Origin of the sequence: Rhodothermus marinus (genome assembly GCF_009936275.1) — a bacterium.
GTDB classification, from domain to species: Bacteria; Bacteroidota; Rhodothermia; order Rhodothermales; family Rhodothermaceae; genus Rhodothermus; species Rhodothermus marinus_A.
The window spans coordinates 908,703-929,711 of the sequence record NZ_AP019797.1 but is presented as its reverse complement, the minus strand read 5'-3'; the positions used below and the strand labels follow the sequence as shown (position 1 = coordinate 929,711).

The following is a 21,009-nucleotide window of genomic DNA, read 5'->3' as shown; positions in this document are numbered from 1 at the left end:
CGCTGGCCATGCAGCAGCAGACGTCTCGTTCGCAGATTCTCCAACTGGTCAGTTTTCTGATCGAAAACGAAGAGTTTGGCGTCGACATTCTGAACGTGCAGGAGATCATCCGGCCCGTCGATATTACGCGCGTGCCGAATGCGCCCGCGTTCGTCGAAGGCGTCATCAACCTGCGCGGGCGCATCGTGCCCGTCGTGGACCTGCGCAAGCGGTTCAACCTGCCGCGGCGCGAGCGCGATAAGAACTCGCGCATCATCGTGGTGGAACTGGGCGACAAGATCGTCGGCTTCATGGTCGATGCCGTACGCGAGGTGTTGCGCGTCGATGCCGGCGTGATCGAACCGCCGCCGGAGCTGGCCATCGGCATCGATGCCCACTACATCACGGGCGTGGCCAAGCTCGACGATCGCCTGCTCATCCTGCTGGACCTGGAGCGCATCCTGACCGACGAAGAAAAGCATCGCCTCCAGCCGCTCCAGGAGACCGCCGAAGCCGAAGCTTCCTGATCGCACAACCATCGGTGAAAAGCCATGTCGATGATGCTGCCTGAAGGTCTGCAGCATCCGGATCCGTCTGTTCGTCTGGATGCGCTGAACGAGTTGCTGGCCACCCACACGCCCGCCGAAACGATTCCGGTCGCGGCCCACTGCCTGCAGGATCCCGATCCGGGCATTCGCGAAGCCGCGGCCGAGCATCTGGTGGCCATCGGCACCGAGGAAGCGGCCCGGGCGGTGGTGCCGCTCATCCAGCATCCCGAGTTGCCTGTGCGCAACCTGGCCGGCGAGGTGCTCGTCCGCATCGGCGCGCCGTCGATTCAGGCGCTCCTGCCCTACGTGGACATCGACGATGCGGACGCGCGCAAGTTTGCCATCGACGTCCTGGCGCAGCTCCCGGCCTACGACGTAGTCGATCGCATCGCGGCCCGGCTGGACGATCCGGACACGAACGTCCGCCTGGCCGCCATCGATGCGCTGGCCGCGCTGGGGGCTACCGAGTACGCCCCGGTGCTGCGCGAACGCTATCGGTTCTACCCAGCCGAGCGGCCGCACATCCTGGCGGCGCTGGGGACGTTCCGGGATGCACGCGGGCTGCAGCTTATTGAGGCGGCCCTGAACGATCCGGATCCGGTCGTTCAGTACGCCGCCGCCGAAGCGCTCTCGCGGTATCCGATTCCTGAAGTGCTGCATCTGCTGCTGCGCCAGGTCGAGCAGGCCACGCCCGAAGCCCGTCCCTTAGTGCTCTACGACCTGATCGAGGCCTACGAATCGGCCACCGGGCCGATCCCTCCCCTACCAGAACGGCTCCGTCCCTACCTGCTGGAAATGCTTCAGGAGCCCGATCTGAGCTTCAAAAAAGCGGCCGTGCGTGGCCTGCGCCACATGCTCGACGAGGCGACCATCGAGGCCATGCTGGAGCATGCGGGGCAGCACGACGAGCTGGACCTGGCCCTGTTCGAAGCCATCTCCACCTACCCCACGGCATTCGCCTGTGTGGCCCGCTGCGCCGAAACGGGTCGGATGTCGCTCGACGCGGCCGCAGGCTTTGCCATCGCGCTCCTGACCCACGGCTGCCTGGACGACTTCCAGCTGCCGCAGGCGGCCCAGTTCCTTCAGGCCCACTTCGAAAGCCTCGATGCCGAAACCAAAATGGCGGCCATCACACTGGGCCTGCAGCTGCAGCACCCCGCCTTCTTTGCTCTGGTTCAGCAGGGATTGCATGACCCCGATCCGGCCGTGCGCCACTATGCCGACGACGCGCTCTGCACGGCCCGCCGTAGTTCTGCCTACCAGCCCTGACAACCCCGTACCGCCATGAGTCTGCTGGCACGCCTACCCCTGACCCCGCAACAACAGGGCGTCCTTTCGGACGCAGAATTCCAGCAGTTGCGCCAGCTGATCTACGAAAAGACCGGCATCTACTTTCAGGACAACAAGCGCTATCTGCTGGAAAGCCGGGTCGGACGCCGCCTGAATGAACTCCGCCTGCCGAACGGCCGGGCCTACCTGCATGCTCTGCAGAACGGCCAGGCGCGGGAGGAATTCCGTCATCTGGTCAACGCCATCACCATCAACGAAACCTATTTCTTTCGCGCGCCCGGCCATCTGGAAGTGCTCGAGCAGCACATCCTGCCTGAATGGCTGCGCACCAGACACCAGATCCGCATCTGGAGTGCGGGCTGCTCCAGCGGCGAAGAGCCCTACACGCTGGCCATTTTTCTGCGGGATCGCATTCTCCCGCGCCATCCCTATGCCCGCTTCGAGATCATCGGCACCGACATCAACACGAACGTGCTCCAGCAGGCCCAGCAGGGGATCTACGGCGACTATGCCATCCGCAACGTGCCGCCTGAATATCTTCAACGCTATTTCGTCCGGCAGGGCGATCGCTACCAGGTCCGCGAGGAAATTCGCAAGATGGTGAAATTCCAGGTGTTGAACCTGGCCGATGCGGTCGCCATGAATGCCATGCGCAATTTCGATTTAATCATCTGCGCTAATGTTCTCATCTATTTCGACGATAATATGAAGCGCCGCGTGGTCCAGTCATTCTACCGGAGTCTGGTACCGGGCGGCTACCTGTTTATCGGGTTCTCGGAGACCCTTTACGGCATCAGCCAGGCCTTCCAGCCGGTGCGTTTTGGCAAGGCCATTGTTTACCGAAAAGAAGCCGAAGCTTCCGAAAATAGCCCGTATCGCCATGGCTAAGACGGTTCTCGTCGTCGACGACTCCAGCACGGCCCGCAAGTTCGTCACGTTTGCTCTGCGGGCCCAGGGCCTCACGGTGCTGACGGCCTGCGACGGCCTGGAAGCGCTGGAAAAAATTGCCCAGACGCCGGTCGATCTGGTCATTACCGACCTGAACATGCCCAAGATGGACGGGATCGGTCTGGTGCAGGCGCTGCGCTCCGACCCGGAGTACGCCCACATCCCGATCCTGGTGCTGTCTTCGCTCGAAGATGCCGAGCTGGTCAGCCAGAGCCAGCAACTGGGCGTGCAGGCCTACCTGACCAAACCCTTCGACGCGCAACGACTGCAGTACGAAGTGTCCAAGTTTATCTCCTGAACCGACCAAAAATCAAAAGGCATGAGCGAAGCCATGACGTTCCTGGTCGTCGATGATTCCCCCACGATGCGGCGCATCGTCTGCAACGCGCTGCGCGAGATCGGCTACACCGACGTGGTCGAGGCCAGCGATGGGGCCGATGCCCTGGAAAAACTGGAGCAGGGCTCCATCGACTTCGTCATCACCGACTGGAACATGCCCAACATGAACGGGCTGGAGCTGACGAAAGCCATTCGCAGCCACGCCCGCTTCGGCAACCTGCCGATCCTGATGGTCACCACACGCGGGATGAAGGAGGACGTGATCGCCGCGATGCAGGCCCGCGTCAACAACTACATCGTCAAGCCCTTTACGCCGGAAGTGCTCCGCGAAAAGATCAACCTGATTCTGAAAACCGCCTGAGGAGGCCGCAATGACGACCAATCACATACAGGAGCTGCTTTCCAAGCTGAACGAGCTGCGCGCCGTCTTCATTCTCGGCCAACGGGCCATTCCGTTCATAGAAGAGGTGGTCTATTTCCTCCGGGAGATCTCCCCGCTCCTCTCGGAGGTCAACGACTCGCTGGCCGAAAGCACCCGCAAAATGCCGCGGGCCAGCTCGCAGCTCAAAAGCGTCACGCAGGCCACCGAAATGGCCACCACGGAGATCCTCGACCTGATCGACGTGGTGCTGAATGACCTGGATACGTTCAGAAAGTCCTGGGCCGCGGCACCCGAGGCGCTCCAGACGCTGCAATCCCAGGAGGAGCAGCTGTGGCAGCCGCTTCCGGAGAGCTGGCACAAGCAGCTCCAGACGCTGCTGGAAGAACGCCGGCAGCATTATGCCACGCTGCAGGCCATGCTGGAAAGCCAGCAGCAGCTGATTGACTCGCTGCGCGAACGCATGAACCGCATCATGATGGCGCTGCAGGTGCAGGACATCACGGCCCAGCAGCTGGCCGCCGTCAACCACCTGATCGAGTCGGTGCGGTATCGCATGGCCCAGCTTATCCGACGGCTGGGTAGCGAAGTGCTCGACGATCTGGAGCTACCCCGACAGCTCTTTGCCGAAGGGACGTTCGATCCCCACGCCCGCTACGACCGGGATGGTAGCCGCCAGCAGCGTGTCGATGCTCTGGTCAACGCCCTGCAATACACCGCCCCGCTGTCTCAGGATGACGAAGCCGCTGGACCGGCCTCGCAGGAAGAAATCGACGCGCTCTTTAACGGAAACAGCGCTCCCGCCTCGCAGGACGAAATCGATGGTCTGTTCAGCGGCGGCACCCCGACCTCCCAGGACGAAATCGACGCCCTGTTCGGCGGCGGAAGTACCCCTGCCTCCCAGGATGAAATCGACGCCCTGTTCGGCGGCGGAAGCACTCCCGCCTCCCAGGACGAAATCGATGCCCTGTTCAATCCGAAGCGGAACGACTCGAATCGCTGACGTCCCCACCAATAGCCAGAGAGTGGTGCCATGAGCGAGCATCCTATTTTTTCGGAGGAGATGCGGGAGATTGTCGAGAGCTTCATCGTCGAGACCCGCGAAATCTTCGAAGACCTGGAGCACGACCTGCTCCAGCTCGAAAAAACCCCCGACGACCGTCAGCTCGTCGACAAAATCTTCCGCGCCGTCCACACCGTCAAAGGCACCTCCGGCTTCCTCAGCCTCGAACAACTCAGCCTCCTGGCCCACCACTTCGAGGACGTCCTCAACCGCCTCCGCAAAGGCACGCTCGCCTTCGAGCCCGCCATGATGGACATCCTCTTCGAAGCCTTCGACCTGATGAAACAACTCCTCCACCAGGTCGAGGAGCGCAACCTCCAGCCCATTCCGCTGGAGGACATCCTGCGTAAGCTCAAAGCGCTGGCCGACGAGGAGGCTGCAGCCGGAAGCGCCGATAAAACGACCCCAACCGCTCCTCAGGAACCATCGGCACCGACTCCTGCGCAATCTGCGCCTGCTGCCCCCCAGGAGGCCGCCGCCCTGGAGGCCCTGGCCGAGACGCTCTTTTCGGAGGAGGTGCGGGAGATTGTCGAGAGCTTCATCGTCGAGACCCGCGAAATCTTCGAAGACCTGGAGCACGACCTGCTCCAGCTCGAAAAAACCCCCGACGACCGTCAGCTCGTCGACAAAATCTTCCGCGCCGTCCACACCGTCAAAGGCACCTCCGGCTTCCTCAGCCTCGAACAGCTCAGCCTCCTGGCCCACCACTTCGAGGACGTCCTCAACCGCCTCCGCAAAGGCACGCTCGCCTTCGAGCCCACCATGATGGACGTCCTCTTCGACGCCTTCGACCTGATGAAACAACTCCTCCAGCAGGTCGAAACCCGCAACCTGCAACCGCTGCCCATCGGCGCCGCCATCGAAAGACTTCAGGCGATTGCCGAGGGCAAGCCGGCACCCGCCCGCTCCGAGTCGGCGCCTGCAGCGCCCACGCCGGAAGCCCGGACCACGCCACCGGCCACGGCACCTGCTTCGGAGACAGCCGATACGTCCCGATCGACCCCGGCCGCTTCGGCGCCTTCGGGCAACGGACAGGCCGCCCGTCGGGATCAGAGCACCGAGACAATCCGTGTCGAGGTGCGCCGCCTCGACAACCTCATGGATCTGGTGGGCGAGCTGGTGCTGGGCCGCAACCGGCTGCTGCAGCTCCTCAGCGAACTGAGCACCGACGGCGACAACGCCGAGCTGCTCCGCGAGCTGGCCGACACGACCACCCAGATCGACTTCATCACCACCGAGCTGCAGTCGGCCGTCATGCACACGCGCATGGTGCAGATCGGCCGCGTGTTCAACAAGTTTCCGCGCCTGGTGCGCGATCTGGCCCGCGAGTTCGACAAGCAGATCGAGCTGATCATCGAGGGCGAAGAGACCGAGCTGGACAAGTCGCTCATCGAAGAAATCAGCGATCCGCTGGTGCACCTGATCCGGAATGCCGCCGACCACGGCATCGAGGATCCCGAAACACGCCGCGCCCGGGGCAAGTCGCCTACCGGCCGCATTCGACTGGCCGCCTCGCAGGAGGGCAACCACATCGTCATCGAAATCGAAGACGACGGCGCCGGCATCGATCCGGAGAAACTCAAGGCCAAGGCCCTGGAAAAGGGCCTCATTACCGAAAAAGAAGCGGCCGAGATGAGCGACCGCGAAGCGCTGGAGCTTATTTTCCGGGCCGGCTTCAGCACGGCCCAGCGCGTCAGCAAAGTATCAGGTCGGGGCGTGGGCATGGACGTGGTCAAGACCAACATCACCAAACTGAACGGCACCATCAGCGTCCACTCGGTGCCCGGTCAGGGCACGCGCTTCACGCTCAAGCTGCCGCTGACGCTGGCCATCATCCAGAGCCTGCTGGTGCGCGTGGGCGAAGAAGCCTTCGCCATTCCGCTGCATTCGGTCATTGAAGTGGTCGGGCTCGAGCCCGACACGGTATACACCATCAAAGGCCGCGAAGTCATCCGCCTGCGCGACGCGGTCATTCCACTGCTGCGCGTGGGCGAAATGCTGCAGGTACCTGGCTGGACGTACCATCCCGAGCGCGCCTACGCCGTCATTGTGGGCATCGCCCACCATCGCCTGGGCCTGATCGTGGACGATCTGATCGGCCAGAAGGAAATCGTGATTAAGCCGCTGGGCAACTACCTCAAGAAGGTGCCCGGCGTGGCCGGGACCACGATCCTCGGCGACGGTCGGGTGATCATGATTCTGGATGTGGGCGAGCTGGTGCGCATGGAAACGCAGCGTCTCCGCGGCAGTGAAGCCTTCCAGGCTGCGCTGGTCACAGCCTGAACCGCTATCTGCAGAGAAAGTCCATGATTCGCGTACTCATCGTCGACGATTCGGCTTTCATGCGCAAGGCGCTCTCCATCATGCTGGAGGGCGACCCGGAAGTCGAAGTGGTGGGCACGGCCCGCGACGGGCTGGAAGCCATCGAGAAAGTGCGGGAACTCAAGCCCGACATCGTTACGCTCGATGTCGAAATGCCGCGCATGGACGGGCTGACAGCGCTGCGGCGCATCATGCGCGAGCATCCTGTGCCCGTCATCATGGTCAGCTCGCTGACGCAGGAAGGCGCGCAGGCGACGATCGAAGCGCTGGAAGCCGGTGCCGTCGATTTCATCCCCAAGCAGCACTCGTACGTCTCCATCGAAATCTCGCGCATTCGCGCTGAACTGCTGGAAAAAATCAAGACGATCGCCCGCACGCGTCCGCTACCGACGCGTCGCAGGTCCGCCGCCCCGGGCACCGAGGCGCTGCCGGCGTTTCGCTTTCGCGAAGCCCGCGCTATTGCCATCGGCGTTTCCACCGGCGGCCCCCGCGCCCTCCAGCAGGTCATTCCGGCGCTTCCGGCCGACCTGCCCGTGCCGGTGCTGATCGTCCAGCACATGCCCCCCCACTTTACCCGTTCGCTCGCCGAGCGGTTGAACAGCCTCAGTCCGCTGACGGTGGTCGAAGCGGAAGAGGGCATGCCGCTGGAGCCCGGGCGGGTCTTTCTGGCCCCCGGCGGGCGTCATCTGGTACTCGAGCGCCGCAACGGCCACGTGCCGGTGATCCGAACGCCTGTCGAACCGGCCACGCTGCACCGCCCCTCGGTGGACGTCATGTTTCAGAGTGTCTGCCAGGCCTTCGGGGGCAAGGTGCTGGCCGTCGTGATGACCGGCATGGGTCGCGACGGATTGGAAGGCGCCCGCCTGATCAAGCAGCACGGCGGCAAAGTGATCACCCAGGACGAGGCCACCTGCGTGGTCTATGGCATGCCCCGCGCCGTGGCCGAGGCCGGACTGAGCGATGCGGTGCTGCCGCTGGAGCAGATCGGTCCATTCCTGGCCCGAAGCCTGGGTTGCACGCCGGTCGCCCAGCCTGTCTCCCCTTAAGCTGCCTCCTGAACTGCCGATACTTTCCCCGGGCGTCTGCCCTTTTGGAGCGCGCAGTACGTCCTGAGAGTCCGGCCACCTTGAAGTACGGGACGGTGTCGCCATGGAGAAATCCACGCCGATCGGCTTAGGACTGGGTTTTGCGCTGATCTTTGCCGCCATTTTTCTGGGGGGCAACTGGCTCACCTTCATAGATATTCCCTCTGTGCTCATCACAGTGGGGGGCACTGTGGCGGCGCTGCTGGTTGCCTATTCCTTTGACGAACTTAAAGTCGTTATCCCCGGGCTGCAGGGGTTGCTGAAATTCAACCCGCCCGATCTGAACCAGTACGTACACCTGTTCACCGACCTGTCCCGCACGGCCCGCCGCGAAGGCCTGCTGGCGCTGGATCGGCGTCTTGCTGAAGTAGAGGACGAGTTCATCCGCTTCGGATTGGAGATGGCCGTCGATGGCATCGAAGAGCAGGAAATCGCCGAGATGCTGCAGGTTCGTATGGCAGAAGAATTCCGCCCGATGCAACTCTTTGCCAAGATCATGAACTCGGCGGGTACGTTCGCACCTTCGTTCGGCATGATCGGGACGCTGATCGGCCTGGTGCAGATGATGCAGAACCTCACCGATCCGACCCAGATCGGTGCAGGAATGGCCGTGGCGATGCTTACCACGCTTTACGGGGCCGTGCTGGCCAACCTGATTTTTCTGCCGCTGGCCAACAAGACCAAAGTGCAGCTGGCCCTGCTGCAGAAAGCCCGCGAAATGACCCGCGTCGGCATTCTTTCCATTGTCCGGGGCGATAGTCCCAGCATGATCGAGAAGCGCCTTCAGATGCTTGCCGGTAATCAGGAAGCCAGTGCTAAAGAAGAAGCCCCGCACCTGGCCAAAGCCGCCTAACAACACCCGCCGCTGAGCCATGCCGGAAGAAGTGCAACAGCCTCAGGAAGAGGAAGACGAGGAGCCCTCGGCTCCGTTCTGGATGACCACCTTCAGCGACATGGCCACGCTGCTGTTGACCTTTTTCGTCATGATCGTGGCCATGTCGGAGGTTGAGGTCAAAAAGTTCAAAGAAGCGCTCAGCTTCTTTCAGGGGCGGACCGGCATGTTGCAGAGCGAAGCGGTCATCCCTTCCATGAAAAATCAGGTAGTCCAACGTCGACTTTCAAAAGAGCAGCTGGAGAAATATGAGGAACTGATTCAGTACCTGCAGGAGCACAACCTGGAAGGCAAGGTGCAGGTGAACCTGACCGACAGGGGATTGCACCTGATCATCACAGACTCCATCATGTTTCGGTCCGGCGAGGCCGAAATCATCGAACCGTCCCGTACGATTCTACGCATTCTGGCCGGGATTATCGACGACCGGATCGAGTCGGTCGTCGTCGAAGGCCACACCGATGACCGTCCCATCCACACCGCCCGTTTCCCCTCCAACTGGGAGCTGTCGGCGGCACGGGCTGCTGCGGTCGTTCGCTTTCTGCTGGAGCAGACCAATGCCCTGCCCCCTTCGCGCTACATGGCGGTAGGGTACGGTGAATTCCATCCACGAGATACCAACGCGACACCGGAAGGACGGGCCCGTAACCGCCGCGTCGAAATCCTATTCAACTGGGAGCCATGGCAGAACGAGCACAGCAATCCGTACCTGAAACGCCTGATACCCCCGGTGAAGAAGTAGCGCAGAAACAGGAGCAATCTTCGGGCGGAGGTCGCCGCCTGCTGGCCCGCCTGCTGCTGGTTGCGCTGACGCTGGGGCCTACGGCCGCCGGTGCCTGGCTGGCCTACTTCTACTATCCCAGCCTGGCTCAGGCCGCCGAGCAGTTTTCTGGCACGGATGATGATACGGAAGCAGAAGAAAAGCCCGTCGAGTACGGCCAGTTCATGGAGCTACAGGGTTTCATCATCAACCCGGCCGGAACCGACGGGACCCGCTACCTGATGATCAATCTGGGGCTGGAAAGCGCCGAAGGTGGCGTGCTGGAAGAGCTGAAGGAGAAAGAAGTCGTCGTGCGCGATACCGTGCTCAAGTTGCTCGGCCAGCGCACCGTCGAGGAACTGGCCGACATCAGCCTGCGCACGCAGCTCAAACAGGAGTTGCGCGACGCGGTCAATGCTGTCCTCCGCAAAGGAAAAATTGACCGCGTTTACTTCACGCAATACGTTCTGCAGTAAGGAGGGCCATGGCTAAGCCACTTAGCCAGGAAGAAATCGACATACTCCTTGAGGTCCGTAGCCAGATCGGTGAACAGGGCGACTACGACCTCGAGGCCCTCGAGTCGATGATGACGGCCGAGGCGGAGAAGAAGATTCTCCCCTACAACTTCAAGCGGCCTCGGCTGTTTTCGCAGGACCAGATGCGGGTCCTGCACTACGTGCACGAAGCCTTCGCCCGCGATCTTTCGGTCTATCTTTCCGCCCAGCTCCGCACGCTGGTCGACATCGGCCTGTCGGCCATCGACCAGGTGCTCTACTCCGAGTTCGTCATGTCCAGCGCCCCGCCTTCGGCGCTCTACGTGGTCGACGTCCATCCACTGCACCAGAAAATCGTCCTGGAGCTTGACCCTCGCCTGGCCATTTTCACGGTAGAGAAGCTTTTCGGTGGACCGGGCATCTTTCTGCGCAAACCGCGGGAGCTTTCCCAGATCGAGCGCCGCATCATGGACAAAGTCATGATGCGGGCGTTTCGGGAGCTGGAAAAGGCCTGGAAACAGATTCACGAAATCCACCTGGAGGAAGCCGGTTTCGAATCGAACGCCGAGTTCGTCCAGATCCTGCCGGGTGTCGAGCCAGCGCTGGTGGCTACGTTCGAGGTTTCGATTTACGAGCAGCGCTCTTTTATCAACATCTGCTATCCGTACATCCTGCTGGAACGGATGCTGGGGCACAGCGCCATGAAGCAGTGGCGCTCCAGCTCCACCACCGAAGTGCCTCCTGCCGTTCGTCAGCGCTACGAAGAACAGCTGGAAAAAATCGAGGTGGAGCTGCGCGCCGTGATGGGCCGCACCCGGATCAAACTCAGCGAATTGATGACGCTCGAAGAGGGCGACGTGATCGTGCTGGAGCGCCGGGTGAACCAGCCCGTCCAGGTGTACATCGGCGACCGCGAGAAATTTAAAGCGATCCCCGGCCGCTCCGGCAAGCACCGCGCCCTGCGCATTCTGGAAGTCGTCCCCCCGGAACTACCGCTTGAAGAAGATGAGCTCGAATCCAACGCTTCCGCGGCTTGAGGCTACCCGTGAGGCCCTGCAGCAATTTCTTCAGACGCTGCTGAATCAGGAGCTTACTCTGGAGCTGGGTACGCCTGCCACGGTTACGAGTGACCAGCTGAACGAGCTGGCCGGCGACCGGGTGCTGATCTGGGCCCGCAGTGAGCCGTTTGCCATCGGGCTGACGCCGGACTGGATCCCGCTCCTGTCGCAGGCCATGCTCGGCGAAGCGCTCAACCCCGGCGACGAAGGCACCGATGATCTGCTGGGAGAAGTGGCCGCCCAGGGCTACGGCACGCTGCGCAACGCACTGGCCGCCGAAGGCGTGCGCTTGCCCGAGGTAAGCTTCGTCGTCCAGCAGCCCGGTTCCGGGGCCGCCCAGCCTCCGGTGGAACTGCCCGACTCGCTGTTGCAGCTTCCGTTCACGCTCCAGATAGGCGACGCCCGGCACGAAGGCTTTATTCTGCTACCTCCGAGCGTGACGCAACAGCTGACTTCCAGAGCACCCAAGGCGACGGCTGCAGGAGCCGCCGAGCAACCGGCCGTCGAAGTACGTCCGGCCTCCTTTGGCGAACTGGGCCCCGAGCGCATCGGCGACGGCGGCGTCAAAGGCAATCTGGAGCTGCTGGCCGATGTCGAGCTGGAGATCGTCGTCGAGCTGGGCCGACGCCGCCTGCCGCTGGCCGACGTGCTGCGACTGACCACCGGCAGCATCATCGAACTGGAAAAACTGGTCGGTGAACCGCTGGAAATTTATGCCAACGGCCGGCTCATCGCCGAGGGCGAAGCCGTCGTGATCGACGAGCAGTTCGGCGTACGCATTACCAGCCTGGTCACCGGAAGCCGCCAGCGCGAGAAGACCCTGCTCTGATCACTGGCACGGTGTTGGCAGGCCGGTGGCGATAGCGTAATGCCACCCCATCCACACCGTGCCATGATGTTTCGTGTGCGTTCTGCCAGCGGCTTTCCGCTTCGCCGCCTGCTTCTGCTGGGCGTCGGGCTTGTTTTGCTCTGGCTGGCATTGCAATGGGCCTCCGCTCCTGCTGTGCCGCCCGCCTCTTCTCCGCCGGTCCCCACGGATTCCACACTGACCCTGCCTGTCCGCTCTGAGTCGGCCTCCCCCTATCCGAGCGTTCGCTACGTGCTGGTGCTGCTTGTTCTGGCCGCCGGAGCCGTCCTGGCGCTCTATCTGCACCGCCGCACCCGCACGCTCCCCGGTCCCGCCCTGCTACGCCCGATTGGCCAGCTCTCGCTGGGCCCCGGACAGCAGATCCGCCTCGTCGCCTGCGGGGACGAACTGCTGATTCTGGGCGTCACCTCCCAGCAGATCACGCTGCTTAAAAGTATGCCGCTTCCGCAGGAACTGCAGCACGAGCATTCGGCCGAAGCGACTGCTTCCTCTACCTTCGCCCGGATGCTCACCACCCTGTCCGCACGAGCCTCGCAGACCGACCATGCGTCGTAAGCTGTCGCTTCTGGGACTGTCGCTGTGCCTGCTGCTCCCGGGGCCTGCTCTGCCGGCCCTCGCCCAGCAGACGCAAACCCAGCAAACCACCCCGCAGACGCCCCCTGCATCCGGCAGCAGCACGCTGCTGGGCCCGCTCCCCCGCATTCAGCTCGGCGAGAACGAAGACTTCGCGCTGCCGCTGCAGCTGCTGCTGCTGCTCACCATCCTGTCGCTGGCTCCGGCCATCATCATCCTGACCACCAGTTTTACCCGACTGGTGGTCATCTTCAGCATCCTGCGGACGGCACTCGGCCTGCAACAATCCCCGCCCACGCAGGTGCTGATCGGGCTGGCGCTCTTTCTGACGCTGTTCATCATGTACCCGGTGTTCGATCAGATTCACGACGAGGCGCTGCGGCCCTATCTGGACGGCGAGATCACCCAGCAGGTGGCGCTCGAACGGGCCGCCGCGCCGCTGCGCGCTTTCATGCTGCGCCAGACCCGCGAAAAAGACCTGATGCTGTTCATGGACCTGGCCCGTGTCGAGGCCTTCGACCGGCCCGAAGACGTGCCCTTCTACATTCTGGTCCCGGCCTTCGTGATCAGCGAACTGCGCATCGCCTTCCAGATCGGCTTTATGATCTTTCTGCCCTTTCTGCTGGTGGACTTGATCGTCGCCAGCGTGCTGATGAGCATGGGCATGATGATGCTGCCGCCGGTCATGATCTCGCTGCCGCTCAAGCTGCTACTGTTCGTGCTGGCCGACGGCTGGTATCTCGTGGTAGAATCGGTCGTTCGTGGTTATCTCAGCACTTAAATCCCTGACGGCTATGACCAGCGAAGTCGCTCTGTACTGGATTCAGGAAGCGCTCAAAACCGCCCTGCTGCTGGTAGGGCCGCTGCTGGGCGTGGCACTGATCGTGGGCCTGATCGTGAGCCTGCTGCAGGCCATTACGTCGGTGCAGGAAATGACGCTCAGCTACATTCCCAAGATTCTGGCCGTGGGGTTCGTGTTGTTGTTGCTGGCGCCCTGGATGCTGCAGATGCTGACGGATTTTGCCGTGCAGGTGCTGCAGTTCATCCCGAACGTGTCGCACTGAGGCCATGCCCCTGCTGAACCCGGAATACCTGCTGCGCGTGCTGCTGGTGTTCGTGCGGATCAGCGGGGTGCTGCTGGCGGCCCCGTTTTTCGGCCAGCTCTCGATCCCGGTCCGCGTGCGCGTGTTGCTGGCCGTGCTGCTGGCCTACAGCCTGTCGGGTCTGGTGCCGGGCCCGCTGCCGCCCCACGCCGATCAGGCGCTCGGATTCATCGTGGCCGTTGCGCTGGAAGCATTGACCGGTCTGCTGCTGGGCTTTGCCGCGCACATGATCTTCTGGGCCGTCGAAATGGCCGGCGACCTGATCGGCTTCCAGATCGGGCTTCACATAGCCCAGGTCTTCAATCCGCTGGAGGGACACGCAGCCAACCCCCTGGGACGGCTGCTCTCGCTGGCTGCGCTGATGATCTTCGTGCTGCTGGACGGCCATCACGTGGTGCTGCGCGCCCTGGTCGAGTCGTTCCGCGTCGTCCCCCTGGCGGGTGCGAACCTCGCAGCCAGTCACCCGCTGCTGGTCCGATGGGTCTGGGATTTTCTGGTGCTGGCGCTGCGTCTGGCCGCGCCGTTCATGGTGACGATCCTGCTGATCGACGTGGCCCTGGGCATCTTTGCGCGCGTCGTCCCCCAGGCCGACCTGTTTTCCATTGCGCTGCCGCTCAAGCTGCTCGTCGGGCTGGCGCTGGCCCTGTTCTACATGCGGGCCTTTTTCCCGCTGATGGCCACATTGATCAGCAATATCGACGACGAGCTGCTCCGGCTGCTGGGCGCCATCCTGCCGCCCTGACGGAAAGGATTTCCGCCAACGTCCGTCTGTCCGCTTCTCAGCCTTTCGTTTAGCCGTCCGGCACGCTTTTTCGACAGGCACGGGCAGCCACCCTGAAATGCCGTATGCCGGATCGCGATCAGAAGCAGTTCGATCCTACCCCGCGACGCCTCCAGAAGGCGCGGGAAGAAGGCAACGTCTTTCGCTCGCAGGAGACGAGCGCCGTCCTGCTGCTCCTGGGTGGCCTGCTCACACTCGCGCTGAGCCTGCCCTACGCCTACGGCCTGATGCGTCAGTTCACGGCGCGCACGCTGATGAGCGCTCCATTCTATCCGCTCACCTCCGGCTCCGTCATCGGCGCCCTCCAGGAAGCGCTCATGGTGCTGGGACGCCTGCTGGTGCCGTTCTTTGCGCTGCTGCTGGTGATCGCCTTCGGCGTCAACGTCTGGCAGACCGGCTGGCACCCTACGCTCAAACCGCTGCTTCCGAAGCCCGAGCGCATCAGCCCGCTGCGCGGCCTGCAACGTCTGTTTTCGTCACGCGGCCTGTTCAACGTGCTCAAGGCACTGCTGAAGATCGCCATCGTCGGCCCGATCGCCTTCCTGGTCATCTATCGGCATCTGCCCGAGATTCTTGAGCTGCACACCCATTCGCTGGAGGCGATTCTGCAGGCAACGGGTCTGTGGATGCTGCAGCTTGCGGCCTACACGCTCGGGGCACTTCTGCTGCTGTCGGCCGCCGACTTCGCCTACGAGAAATGGAAGTACCGGCAGGATCTGAAGATGACGGCGCAGGAGGTGAAGGACGAACACCGGGAGACCGAAGGCGATCCGATGGTCAAGAGCCGGCGCTTGAAGAAAGCCCGCGAGCTGGCCCGTCGGCGCCGGCTCGATCATGCCGTGCTGCGCTCCGACGTGGTGGTTACCAACCCGACGCACTATGCGGTCGCGTTGCGCTACGATCCATCTGAAGCGCCGGCACCGCGCGTCATGGCCAAAGGCATCCGCAAGCGGGCGCTGCGCATTCGAGCCTTGGCGCTGGAGCACGGCATTCCCGTCGTCGAAGATCCCCCCCTGGCAAGGGCTTTGTATCACAACGTGCCCGAAGAGCAGGAAATCCCGGAAGAGCTGTACCTGGCCGTCGCCACCATTCTGGCCGAGATCTACCGCCAGCGCGGCCAGCAACCTCCGGGTGCCGGTAGCCGCTAAACCCGCTGACGTACCCCGATGGCCAACTCCGTTCCGGCAACCCTCACCCCGAACCTGTTCGGCGGCTTGGCACGGCGCTTCAACACCGAAGCGCTGCTGGCCAGCAGCATCGTGCTCATCCTGTTCGTGATGCTGGTGCCGCTGCCGCCGTTTCTGCTGGATGTGCTGCTGGCCACTAACATCACGATCAGCCTGGCCATTCTGCTGACCGCTTTCTACGCGGCGCGACCGCTCGAATTTGCCATCTTCCCGGGCCTGCTGCTGCTGACCACGCTGTTCCGCCTTTCGCTCAACGTGGCCTCCACGCGGCTGATCCTGAGCGAGGGCAAAGCCGGCGCGCTGATCAGCGCCTTCGGCCAGTTCGTCGTGGCCGGCAACTACGTGGTGGGCGCCATCATCTTCATCGTGCTCGTGGTGATCAACTTCGTGGTGATCACCAAGGGTTCCGGACGCATCGCCGAGGTGGCCGCCCGCTTCACGCTGGACGCGCTGCCCGGCAAGCAGATGGCCATCGACGCCGACCTGAACGCGGGCCTGATCGACGAAGACGAAGCGCGCAAACGGCGCGAAGAAATCGCCCGCGAGGCCGACTTCTACGGCGCCATGGACGGCGCCAGCAAGTTCGTGCGGGGCGACGCCATCGCCGGCCTGGTCATCACGGCCGTCAACATCATCGGTGGATTCCTGATCGGCGTGTTTCAGCACGGCATGTCGGCCGCCGAAGCCGCACAGAACTTTGTGCTGCTTTCGATCGGCGACGGGCTGGTCTCGCAGATCCCGGCGCTGCTCATCTCCACGGCCGCCGGCATCATCGTCTCGCGCGCCAGCGGCGAGGCCAACCTGGCCGAAGAGTTCAAGGGCCAGCTCTTCGGCCGCTCCTATCCGCTGTTGATCACCGGGAGCTTTCTGGCGCTGCTGGGCCTGGTGCCCGGCCTGCCGCTCGTGCCGTTCTGGCTGCTGGCCGGTACCACGTTGCTGCTGGGCTACCAGCGCCGCCAGTTCGAGCGCCGCGAACAAGAAAAGCCTGCCCAGCCCGAAGCACAGGAGCCCGAACAAAAGCCCAGCGAAGACCCGAGCGAACTTCTCATGGTCGATCCGCTGGAGCTGGAGATCGGCTACGGTCTGATCCCGCTGGTCGATCCCAACCAGCACGGCGACCTGTTGGACCGCATCAAGGTGTTGCGCCAGCAACTGGCGCTGGAGCTGGGCATCGTCATCCCGCCGGTGCGCATCCGCGACAACATGGCGCTGGGTGCCAACCGATACGTCATCAAGATCCGGGGCAATCCGGTGGCCGAGGGCGAGGTGCTCCCCGGCTACTACCTGGCGCTGCTGCCCGAAGGGCTGGAAGAAACGCCCCCGGGGTTGCGCACGACGGACCCCACCTTCGGCCTGCCGGCGCTCTGGGTGGCCGAACGCAACCTGCCCGATGCCGAGCGCATGGGGCTGACCGTGGTCGAGGCACCGGCCGTCATCACCACGCACCTGCTCGAGGTGCTCCGCAAAAACGCCCATCTGCTGCTGGATCGCCAGGAAGTCAAAAAGCTGCTCGATAAAGTCAAAGAAACCCACCCGGCGCTGATCGAGGAGCTGACGCCGAATCTGCTCAGCATCGGCGCCATTCAGAAGGTGCTCAAGCGCCTGCTGCGCGAGCGCATTCCAATCCGTGATCTGGTCTCGATCCTGGAGGCGCTGGCCGATCACGCCACCAGCACGAAAAACATCGACGTGCTGACCGAATACGTGCGCCATGCGCTGGCGCCCACCATCACCCGGCAGTTCCTGTCGCCGGACGGCGCCATCTATGCCTTCGTGCTGGATCCCATATTGGAACGCCACTTGCTGCAACAGGCAGAAGCCGGGGAGTTGCATCCGGGCACGCTGGGCCTGGAGCCACGGCAGAGCGAGCGCTTCCTGAAGGAAGCGGAGCGATTGACCAAGCGGTTGCTGAGCGAAGGGCGGCCGCCGGTGCTGCTCACCTCGCCGGTGCTGCGCCCCGTGCTCTACAACTTCCTGGCCCCCTCGATCCCGGACCTGAACGTGCTTTCCTATAACGACCTGCTACCGGACACCCGCGTGGAAGTCGTCGATCAACTGCGGCTTCCGTGAGCCATAGCCCCTGCAAGCCATGAAACTGCATACGCTGACCGCTCCGAGCATTCAGGCCGCGCTGCTGGAGGCACGGCGTCGGTTCGGAGACGATGTGGTACTGCTGGAGTCCGTGCCGGCGCAGGGCGACCAGCCGGCCCGCGTCACCATCATGGTAGACGAACGGCAGGAAACGGAACGCCTGCCTTTCGGCTATGCCGGCACCAGTCGGCTGGCCCGCAGGGCGGGCGCCTCAGCGACCACGACCGATACGGCCGTCCTCACGGTCGAACGCGGCAACGGCGGCCCACCGCGTCCGTCCGGAAACCGTGCCCACCTGGACCGGCGCGGGCAACTCTTTCCGGCAGAAACGTCCGCCGCTTCCACCTCGGCATCGCCTGTTCCGGCCCACCTGGCCGATCAGCTCGAGCGCCTGCACCGGCGGCTGGAACGGCTCGAGCGGCAACTGGGCGGCGCCCTGGTGGGCGCCTCGCATCGCTGGCTGGGGCACCCGCTGGCCGGCGAGCTGCTGCGCCAGGGATTGCAACCTTCGACCGTGATCCGACTGTTCGACCGCCTGGTCGCGCAGGGCTTCGATCCCGAACAGCCCGACGAGCAGCTGCGCTGGGCTCTGGCCCGCGAAATGCGCCACCAACTGGCTCCGAGCACGCCGCGCCCGCTGCAGGGCCCCCAGGTCGTCATCGGTCCGGCCGGCGCCGGCAAGACCACACTCCTGCTCAAGCTGGCCCGGCATGCCGGCTTTTTCGGGCGGCGCATGACGGCCGTGCTCGTGCTCCTGCCCGAAGATGCCGACAGCCAGCCCTACCTCAGCCCCGTCGAACTCTACCGTCGTTTCGGACTTCCGGTGCAGACGGTCGCCACGCCGCAGGAAATGACGGCCGCGCTCCGGCGCGTGCAGGGCTTCGACCAGATCCTGATCGACACCCCCTCGCTGCCCCTGCAGGAAGCCCCGGCGCGGCGGCTGCTGCTGCACATGCGCCAGCTGTTGACGCCCGTTCTGCCGCTGCAGGTGCTGTTCTGCCTGAACGCCACCTGCAACTTCGAAGACATCCCGCCGGACTGGATCCGACGGCTGCCGCTGGCACCCGACGCACTCGTACTGACCCACCTGGACGAAGTACGTCGGGTCGGACGCCTCTATGACTGGCTGGTGGCGCTGGCCTGCCCGGTCGTCTGCGTCTCGCGCGGCGCCCGCGTGCCCGACAGCCTCGAAGCGTTCTCTCCGGCCGCCTTCATCGAACACCTGCTCCGGCTCTGACACGCAAGCCCTATGAAACGTCGTTCCACGGTTGTCGCCATCGTCAGCGGGAAAGGTGGCGTGGGCAAAAGCGTCACCGCCGTCAACCTGGCCGAAACGCTGGCCGTGATGGGCGAGCGCGTGGCGCTGCTCGACGCCGACTTCGGACAGGGAGCCTGCGGCATCCTGCTCAACGAAACGCCCCCGGCCAGCGTGCTGGACCTGGCCCTCGGGCGGGTCGAACCGGACGAAGTACTGCATCCGACCCGCTCGGGCTTCACGCTGGTGCATGCCGTGGCCGAAGCCGGCCAGGCCGACGGCCATCAGGAGGCGCTCTACCGGACGCTCGACTGGCTGCTGAAAGAACTGCGCCACACCCACACGTTCGTGCTGATCGACACGCCGGCCGGCACCGAAGGACCGGTGCGCTGGGCGCTCGACCGCGCCCACCTGGGCCTGCTGGTCATCGCAGGGGAGCCCACGGCCATTGCCGACGCCTACCGCCTCTGCAAGCTGCTCTGGCAACGCGCCCCCCACTATCCACTGGGCTGCGTGGTCAACTTTGCCGACACCGAGGCCGAAGCCCGGAGCGTGGCCGACCGCTTTGCCGAACTCACCCACCACTTTCTGCACCACCAGCCGATGTACCTGGGCTGGGTACCTTTTTCCGTCCAGATGCGGCAAAGCGTACACCGTCAGCAGCCGGCCGTGCAGTCGCCTGGCCCCGTACGCAACGCCTTTCAGCGGCTGGCCGAGGCGCTTGTACGCGGCACCGTTGAACAAACCGCCTCCTGCCCTACCTCCTGACCCTGCATGGCATGCATCTTGTTTGACCGGTTCATGCGTTGCCGAAGTAACAGCAGTAATTGTCGGGAGTCATGCAGAGCCTGTTCACCTACATCAGCGGTCTTCTGAGTGTGTTCGTGCTTTTCCTGCAGCTCTGGCGGTTTGCCTCGCTGGATCGTGCGCTGCTGACGGCCGCTCTGACGGGACTGGGTGCTTTTCTGGTGTTGCAGGTGGGCTATGTGGCGATCCGGTGGATTCTGACGCTGGCGCCCCCCCGAACCGAAGCGGATGAGTCGGCCGAAGAAAACAGCTCCGACCGGGCTGAAACGGACACCTCTGAGCATGCCTCCCGCATGACCGCACCGGCTGCTGCGTAACGTCCGAACGTGGCTGAGCCATGAAATACGATCTGCAACGCCTCGTTGAGCAGTATGTGGCCGATCCTTCGTCGGCCAACCGCGAGGCCGTCGTGCTGGCAGCCGTCCCGCTGGTACGCTCCATGGTCGGACGTCTGAGCGTGCCCGATCACCCGCTCGTCACCCGTGAGGACCTGGAAAACGTGGGCCTCATGGGGCTGCTCCAGGCACTCGATAGCTACGATCCGGAACGCGGCACCCCCTTCGTTTCCTATGCTTACGGGCGCATCCGCGGAGCTCTCGTCGATTACCTGCGCTCGATCGACGCCCTGCCCCGCGAGCGCCGCCGCAAACTTGCCGAGCTGCAACAGGCCATCGAAACGCTCCGCCAGACGCTCGGCGGCGAACCCGAGGATCAGGATGTGGCCGACTACCTCGGCATCTCCCTTCAGGAATACTACACGCTGCTGACCGACGCCCAGCGGCGCTTTGCGCTTTCCCTGCAGGAAACCGTCGGCGAAGACGGCGACCAGAGCGTGCTGGAGACCATCCCCAACGAGGACGCCGAAAAGCAACTCGAAGACATCGACCGCGCTTCGCTGATCGAGTACGTCACCAAACTCATCCAGCGCCTTCCCGAACGCGAGCAGAACATTCTGGCCCTCTACTACTACGAAAACCTGACGCTGCGCGAAATCGCCCAGCTGCTCGGACTCACCGAAGCGCGCATCTCGCAGATCCTGGGGAAAACCCTGCTGACGCTGCGCACCGAGCTGCAGCGCGTCCGCTCCCGCGTGGCCTGAGTCGTCGAACAAATCCTCCCGGGTGCCGTTTCACCGCAGGTGGCGCGGCCGCTTTTTTCGCTTGGGCTGTGCCTTTCTTTTTGTTAAC

23 protein-coding genes are annotated in these 21,009 nt (G+C 63.6%); all 23 read left to right on the top strand.

Annotated elements, in window-relative coordinates; translation table 11 throughout:
• Positions 1-8 precede the first annotated feature (8 nt).
• The 23 genes from GYH26_RS04065 (at position 9) to GYH26_RS03955 (ending at position 20,921) form a co-directional block, all read left to right on the top strand.
• Positions 9-506, top strand: coding sequence for a chemotaxis protein CheW (locus GYH26_RS04065; protein WP_012843289.1), 498 nt, complete (start codon positions 9-11; stop codon positions 504-506).
• Positions 507-530: 24 nt separating this feature from the next.
• Positions 531-1,796: a HEAT repeat domain-containing protein gene (locus tag GYH26_RS04060; RefSeq protein ID WP_161540594.1), complete on the top strand. Its 1,266-nt coding sequence runs from the start codon at positions 531-533 to the stop codon at positions 1,794-1,796.
• Positions 1,797-1,811: 15 nt separating this feature from the next.
• Positions 1,812-2,705 (top strand): CheR family methyltransferase, encoded by an 894-nt coding sequence (locus tag GYH26_RS04055; RefSeq protein WP_161540593.1) that lies wholly within the window; start codon positions 1,812-1,814, stop codon positions 2,703-2,705.
• Entirely contained in the window at positions 2,698-3,063 is a 366-nt protein-coding gene (locus GYH26_RS04050; RefSeq protein ID WP_012843286.1) for a response regulator, read from the top strand. The genes GYH26_RS04055 and GYH26_RS04050 overlap by 8 nt, the downstream gene beginning before the upstream one ends.
• 33 nt (positions 3,064-3,096) lie before the next feature.
• On the top strand, positions 3,097-3,465 hold the full coding sequence (locus GYH26_RS04045) for a chemotaxis response regulator CheY (protein ID WP_012843285.1): 369 nt from the start codon (positions 3,097-3,099) through the stop codon (positions 3,463-3,465).
• A 10-nt stretch (positions 3,466-3,475) separates the two neighbouring features.
• Positions 3,476-4,486: a protein phosphatase CheZ gene (locus tag GYH26_RS04040; RefSeq protein ID WP_161540592.1), complete on the top strand. Its 1,011-nt coding sequence runs from the start codon at positions 3,476-3,478 to the stop codon at positions 4,484-4,486.
• Between the two features lie 30 nt (positions 4,487-4,516).
• Positions 4,517-6,829 (top strand): chemotaxis protein CheA, encoded by a 2,313-nt coding sequence (locus GYH26_RS04035; protein WP_161540591.1) that lies wholly within the window; start codon positions 4,517-4,519, stop codon positions 6,827-6,829.
• Between the two features lie 23 nt (positions 6,830-6,852).
• Positions 6,853-7,914 carry a protein-glutamate methylesterase/protein-glutamine glutaminase gene (locus tag GYH26_RS04030; RefSeq protein ID WP_161540590.1) on the top strand — a complete coding sequence of 354 codons (1,062 nt, stop codon included), beginning with the start codon at positions 6,853-6,855 and terminating at the stop codon, positions 7,912-7,914.
• 103 nt (positions 7,915-8,017) lie between these two features.
• On the top strand, positions 8,018-8,806 hold the full coding sequence (locus GYH26_RS04025) for a motility protein A (RefSeq protein WP_161540589.1): 789 nt from the start codon (positions 8,018-8,020) through the stop codon (positions 8,804-8,806).
• A gap of 19 nt (positions 8,807-8,825) precedes the next feature.
• On the top strand, positions 8,826-9,587 hold the full coding sequence (locus GYH26_RS04020) for an OmpA/MotB family protein (protein WP_161540588.1): 762 nt from the start codon (positions 8,826-8,828) through the stop codon (positions 9,585-9,587).
• On the top strand, positions 9,527-10,081 hold the full coding sequence (locus GYH26_RS04015) for a flagellar basal body-associated FliL family protein (RefSeq protein WP_161540587.1): 555 nt from the start codon (positions 9,527-9,529) through the stop codon (positions 10,079-10,081). Before GYH26_RS04020 ends, GYH26_RS04015 begins: the two co-directional genes overlap by 61 nt.
• An 8-nt stretch (positions 10,082-10,089) precedes the next feature.
• Positions 10,090-11,136, top strand: coding sequence for a flagellar motor switch protein FliM (gene fliM, locus GYH26_RS04010; protein WP_161540586.1), 1,047 nt, complete (start codon positions 10,090-10,092; stop codon positions 11,134-11,136).
• Complete coding sequence (gene fliN / locus GYH26_RS04005; RefSeq protein ID WP_161540585.1) at positions 11,105-11,986, top strand: flagellar motor switch protein FliN; 882 nt, start codon at positions 11,105-11,107, stop codon at positions 11,984-11,986. Before fliM ends, fliN begins: the two co-directional genes overlap by 32 nt.
• 63 nt (positions 11,987-12,049) lie before the next feature.
• Positions 12,050-12,580: a flagellar biosynthetic protein FliO gene (locus tag GYH26_RS04000; RefSeq protein WP_161540584.1), complete on the top strand. Its 531-nt coding sequence runs from the start codon at positions 12,050-12,052 to the stop codon at positions 12,578-12,580.
• On the top strand, positions 12,570-13,379 hold the full coding sequence (fliP, locus tag GYH26_RS03995) for a flagellar type III secretion system pore protein FliP (RefSeq protein ID WP_161540583.1): 810 nt from the start codon (positions 12,570-12,572) through the stop codon (positions 13,377-13,379). The genes GYH26_RS04000 and fliP overlap by 11 nt, the downstream gene beginning before the upstream one ends.
• Before the next feature lie 13 nt (positions 13,380-13,392).
• On the top strand, positions 13,393-13,662 hold the full coding sequence (gene fliQ, locus GYH26_RS03990; RefSeq protein WP_161540582.1) for a flagellar biosynthesis protein FliQ: 270 nt from the start codon (positions 13,393-13,395) through the stop codon (positions 13,660-13,662).
• A gap of 4 nt (positions 13,663-13,666) precedes the next feature.
• Positions 13,667-14,443, top strand: coding sequence for a flagellar biosynthetic protein FliR (gene fliR, locus GYH26_RS03985; RefSeq protein ID WP_161540581.1), 777 nt, complete (start codon positions 13,667-13,669; stop codon positions 14,441-14,443).
• Positions 14,444-14,547: 104 nt separating this feature from the next.
• On the top strand, positions 14,548-15,630 hold the full coding sequence (locus GYH26_RS03980) for an EscU/YscU/HrcU family type III secretion system export apparatus switch protein (RefSeq protein ID WP_161540580.1): 1,083 nt from the start codon (positions 14,548-14,550) through the stop codon (positions 15,628-15,630).
• 18 nt (positions 15,631-15,648) lie between these two features.
• On the top strand, positions 15,649-17,739 hold the full coding sequence (gene flhA, locus GYH26_RS03975) for a flagellar biosynthesis protein FlhA (protein WP_161540579.1): 2,091 nt from the start codon (positions 15,649-15,651) through the stop codon (positions 17,737-17,739).
• Positions 17,740-17,758: 19 nt separating this feature from the next.
• Positions 17,759-18,997 (top strand): flagellar biosynthesis protein FlhF, encoded by a 1,239-nt coding sequence (locus tag GYH26_RS03970; protein WP_161540578.1) that lies wholly within the window; start codon positions 17,759-17,761, stop codon positions 18,995-18,997.
• A 12-nt stretch (positions 18,998-19,009) separates the two neighbouring features.
• The gene (locus tag GYH26_RS03965; protein WP_161540577.1) at positions 19,010-19,783 is read left to right on the top strand and encodes a MinD/ParA family ATP-binding protein; all 774 of its coding nucleotides are present in this window, start codon (positions 19,010-19,012) and stop codon (positions 19,781-19,783) included.
• Between the two features lie 71 nt (positions 19,784-19,854).
• Positions 19,855-20,139: a hypothetical protein gene (locus GYH26_RS03960; protein ID WP_161540576.1), complete on the top strand. Its 285-nt coding sequence runs from the start codon at positions 19,855-19,857 to the stop codon at positions 20,137-20,139.
• A gap of 20 nt (positions 20,140-20,159) precedes the next feature.
• Positions 20,160-20,921 (top strand): sigma-70 family RNA polymerase sigma factor, encoded by a 762-nt coding sequence (locus GYH26_RS03955; protein ID WP_012843267.1) that lies wholly within the window; start codon positions 20,160-20,162, stop codon positions 20,919-20,921.
• Positions 20,922-21,009: the final 88 nt, after the last annotated feature.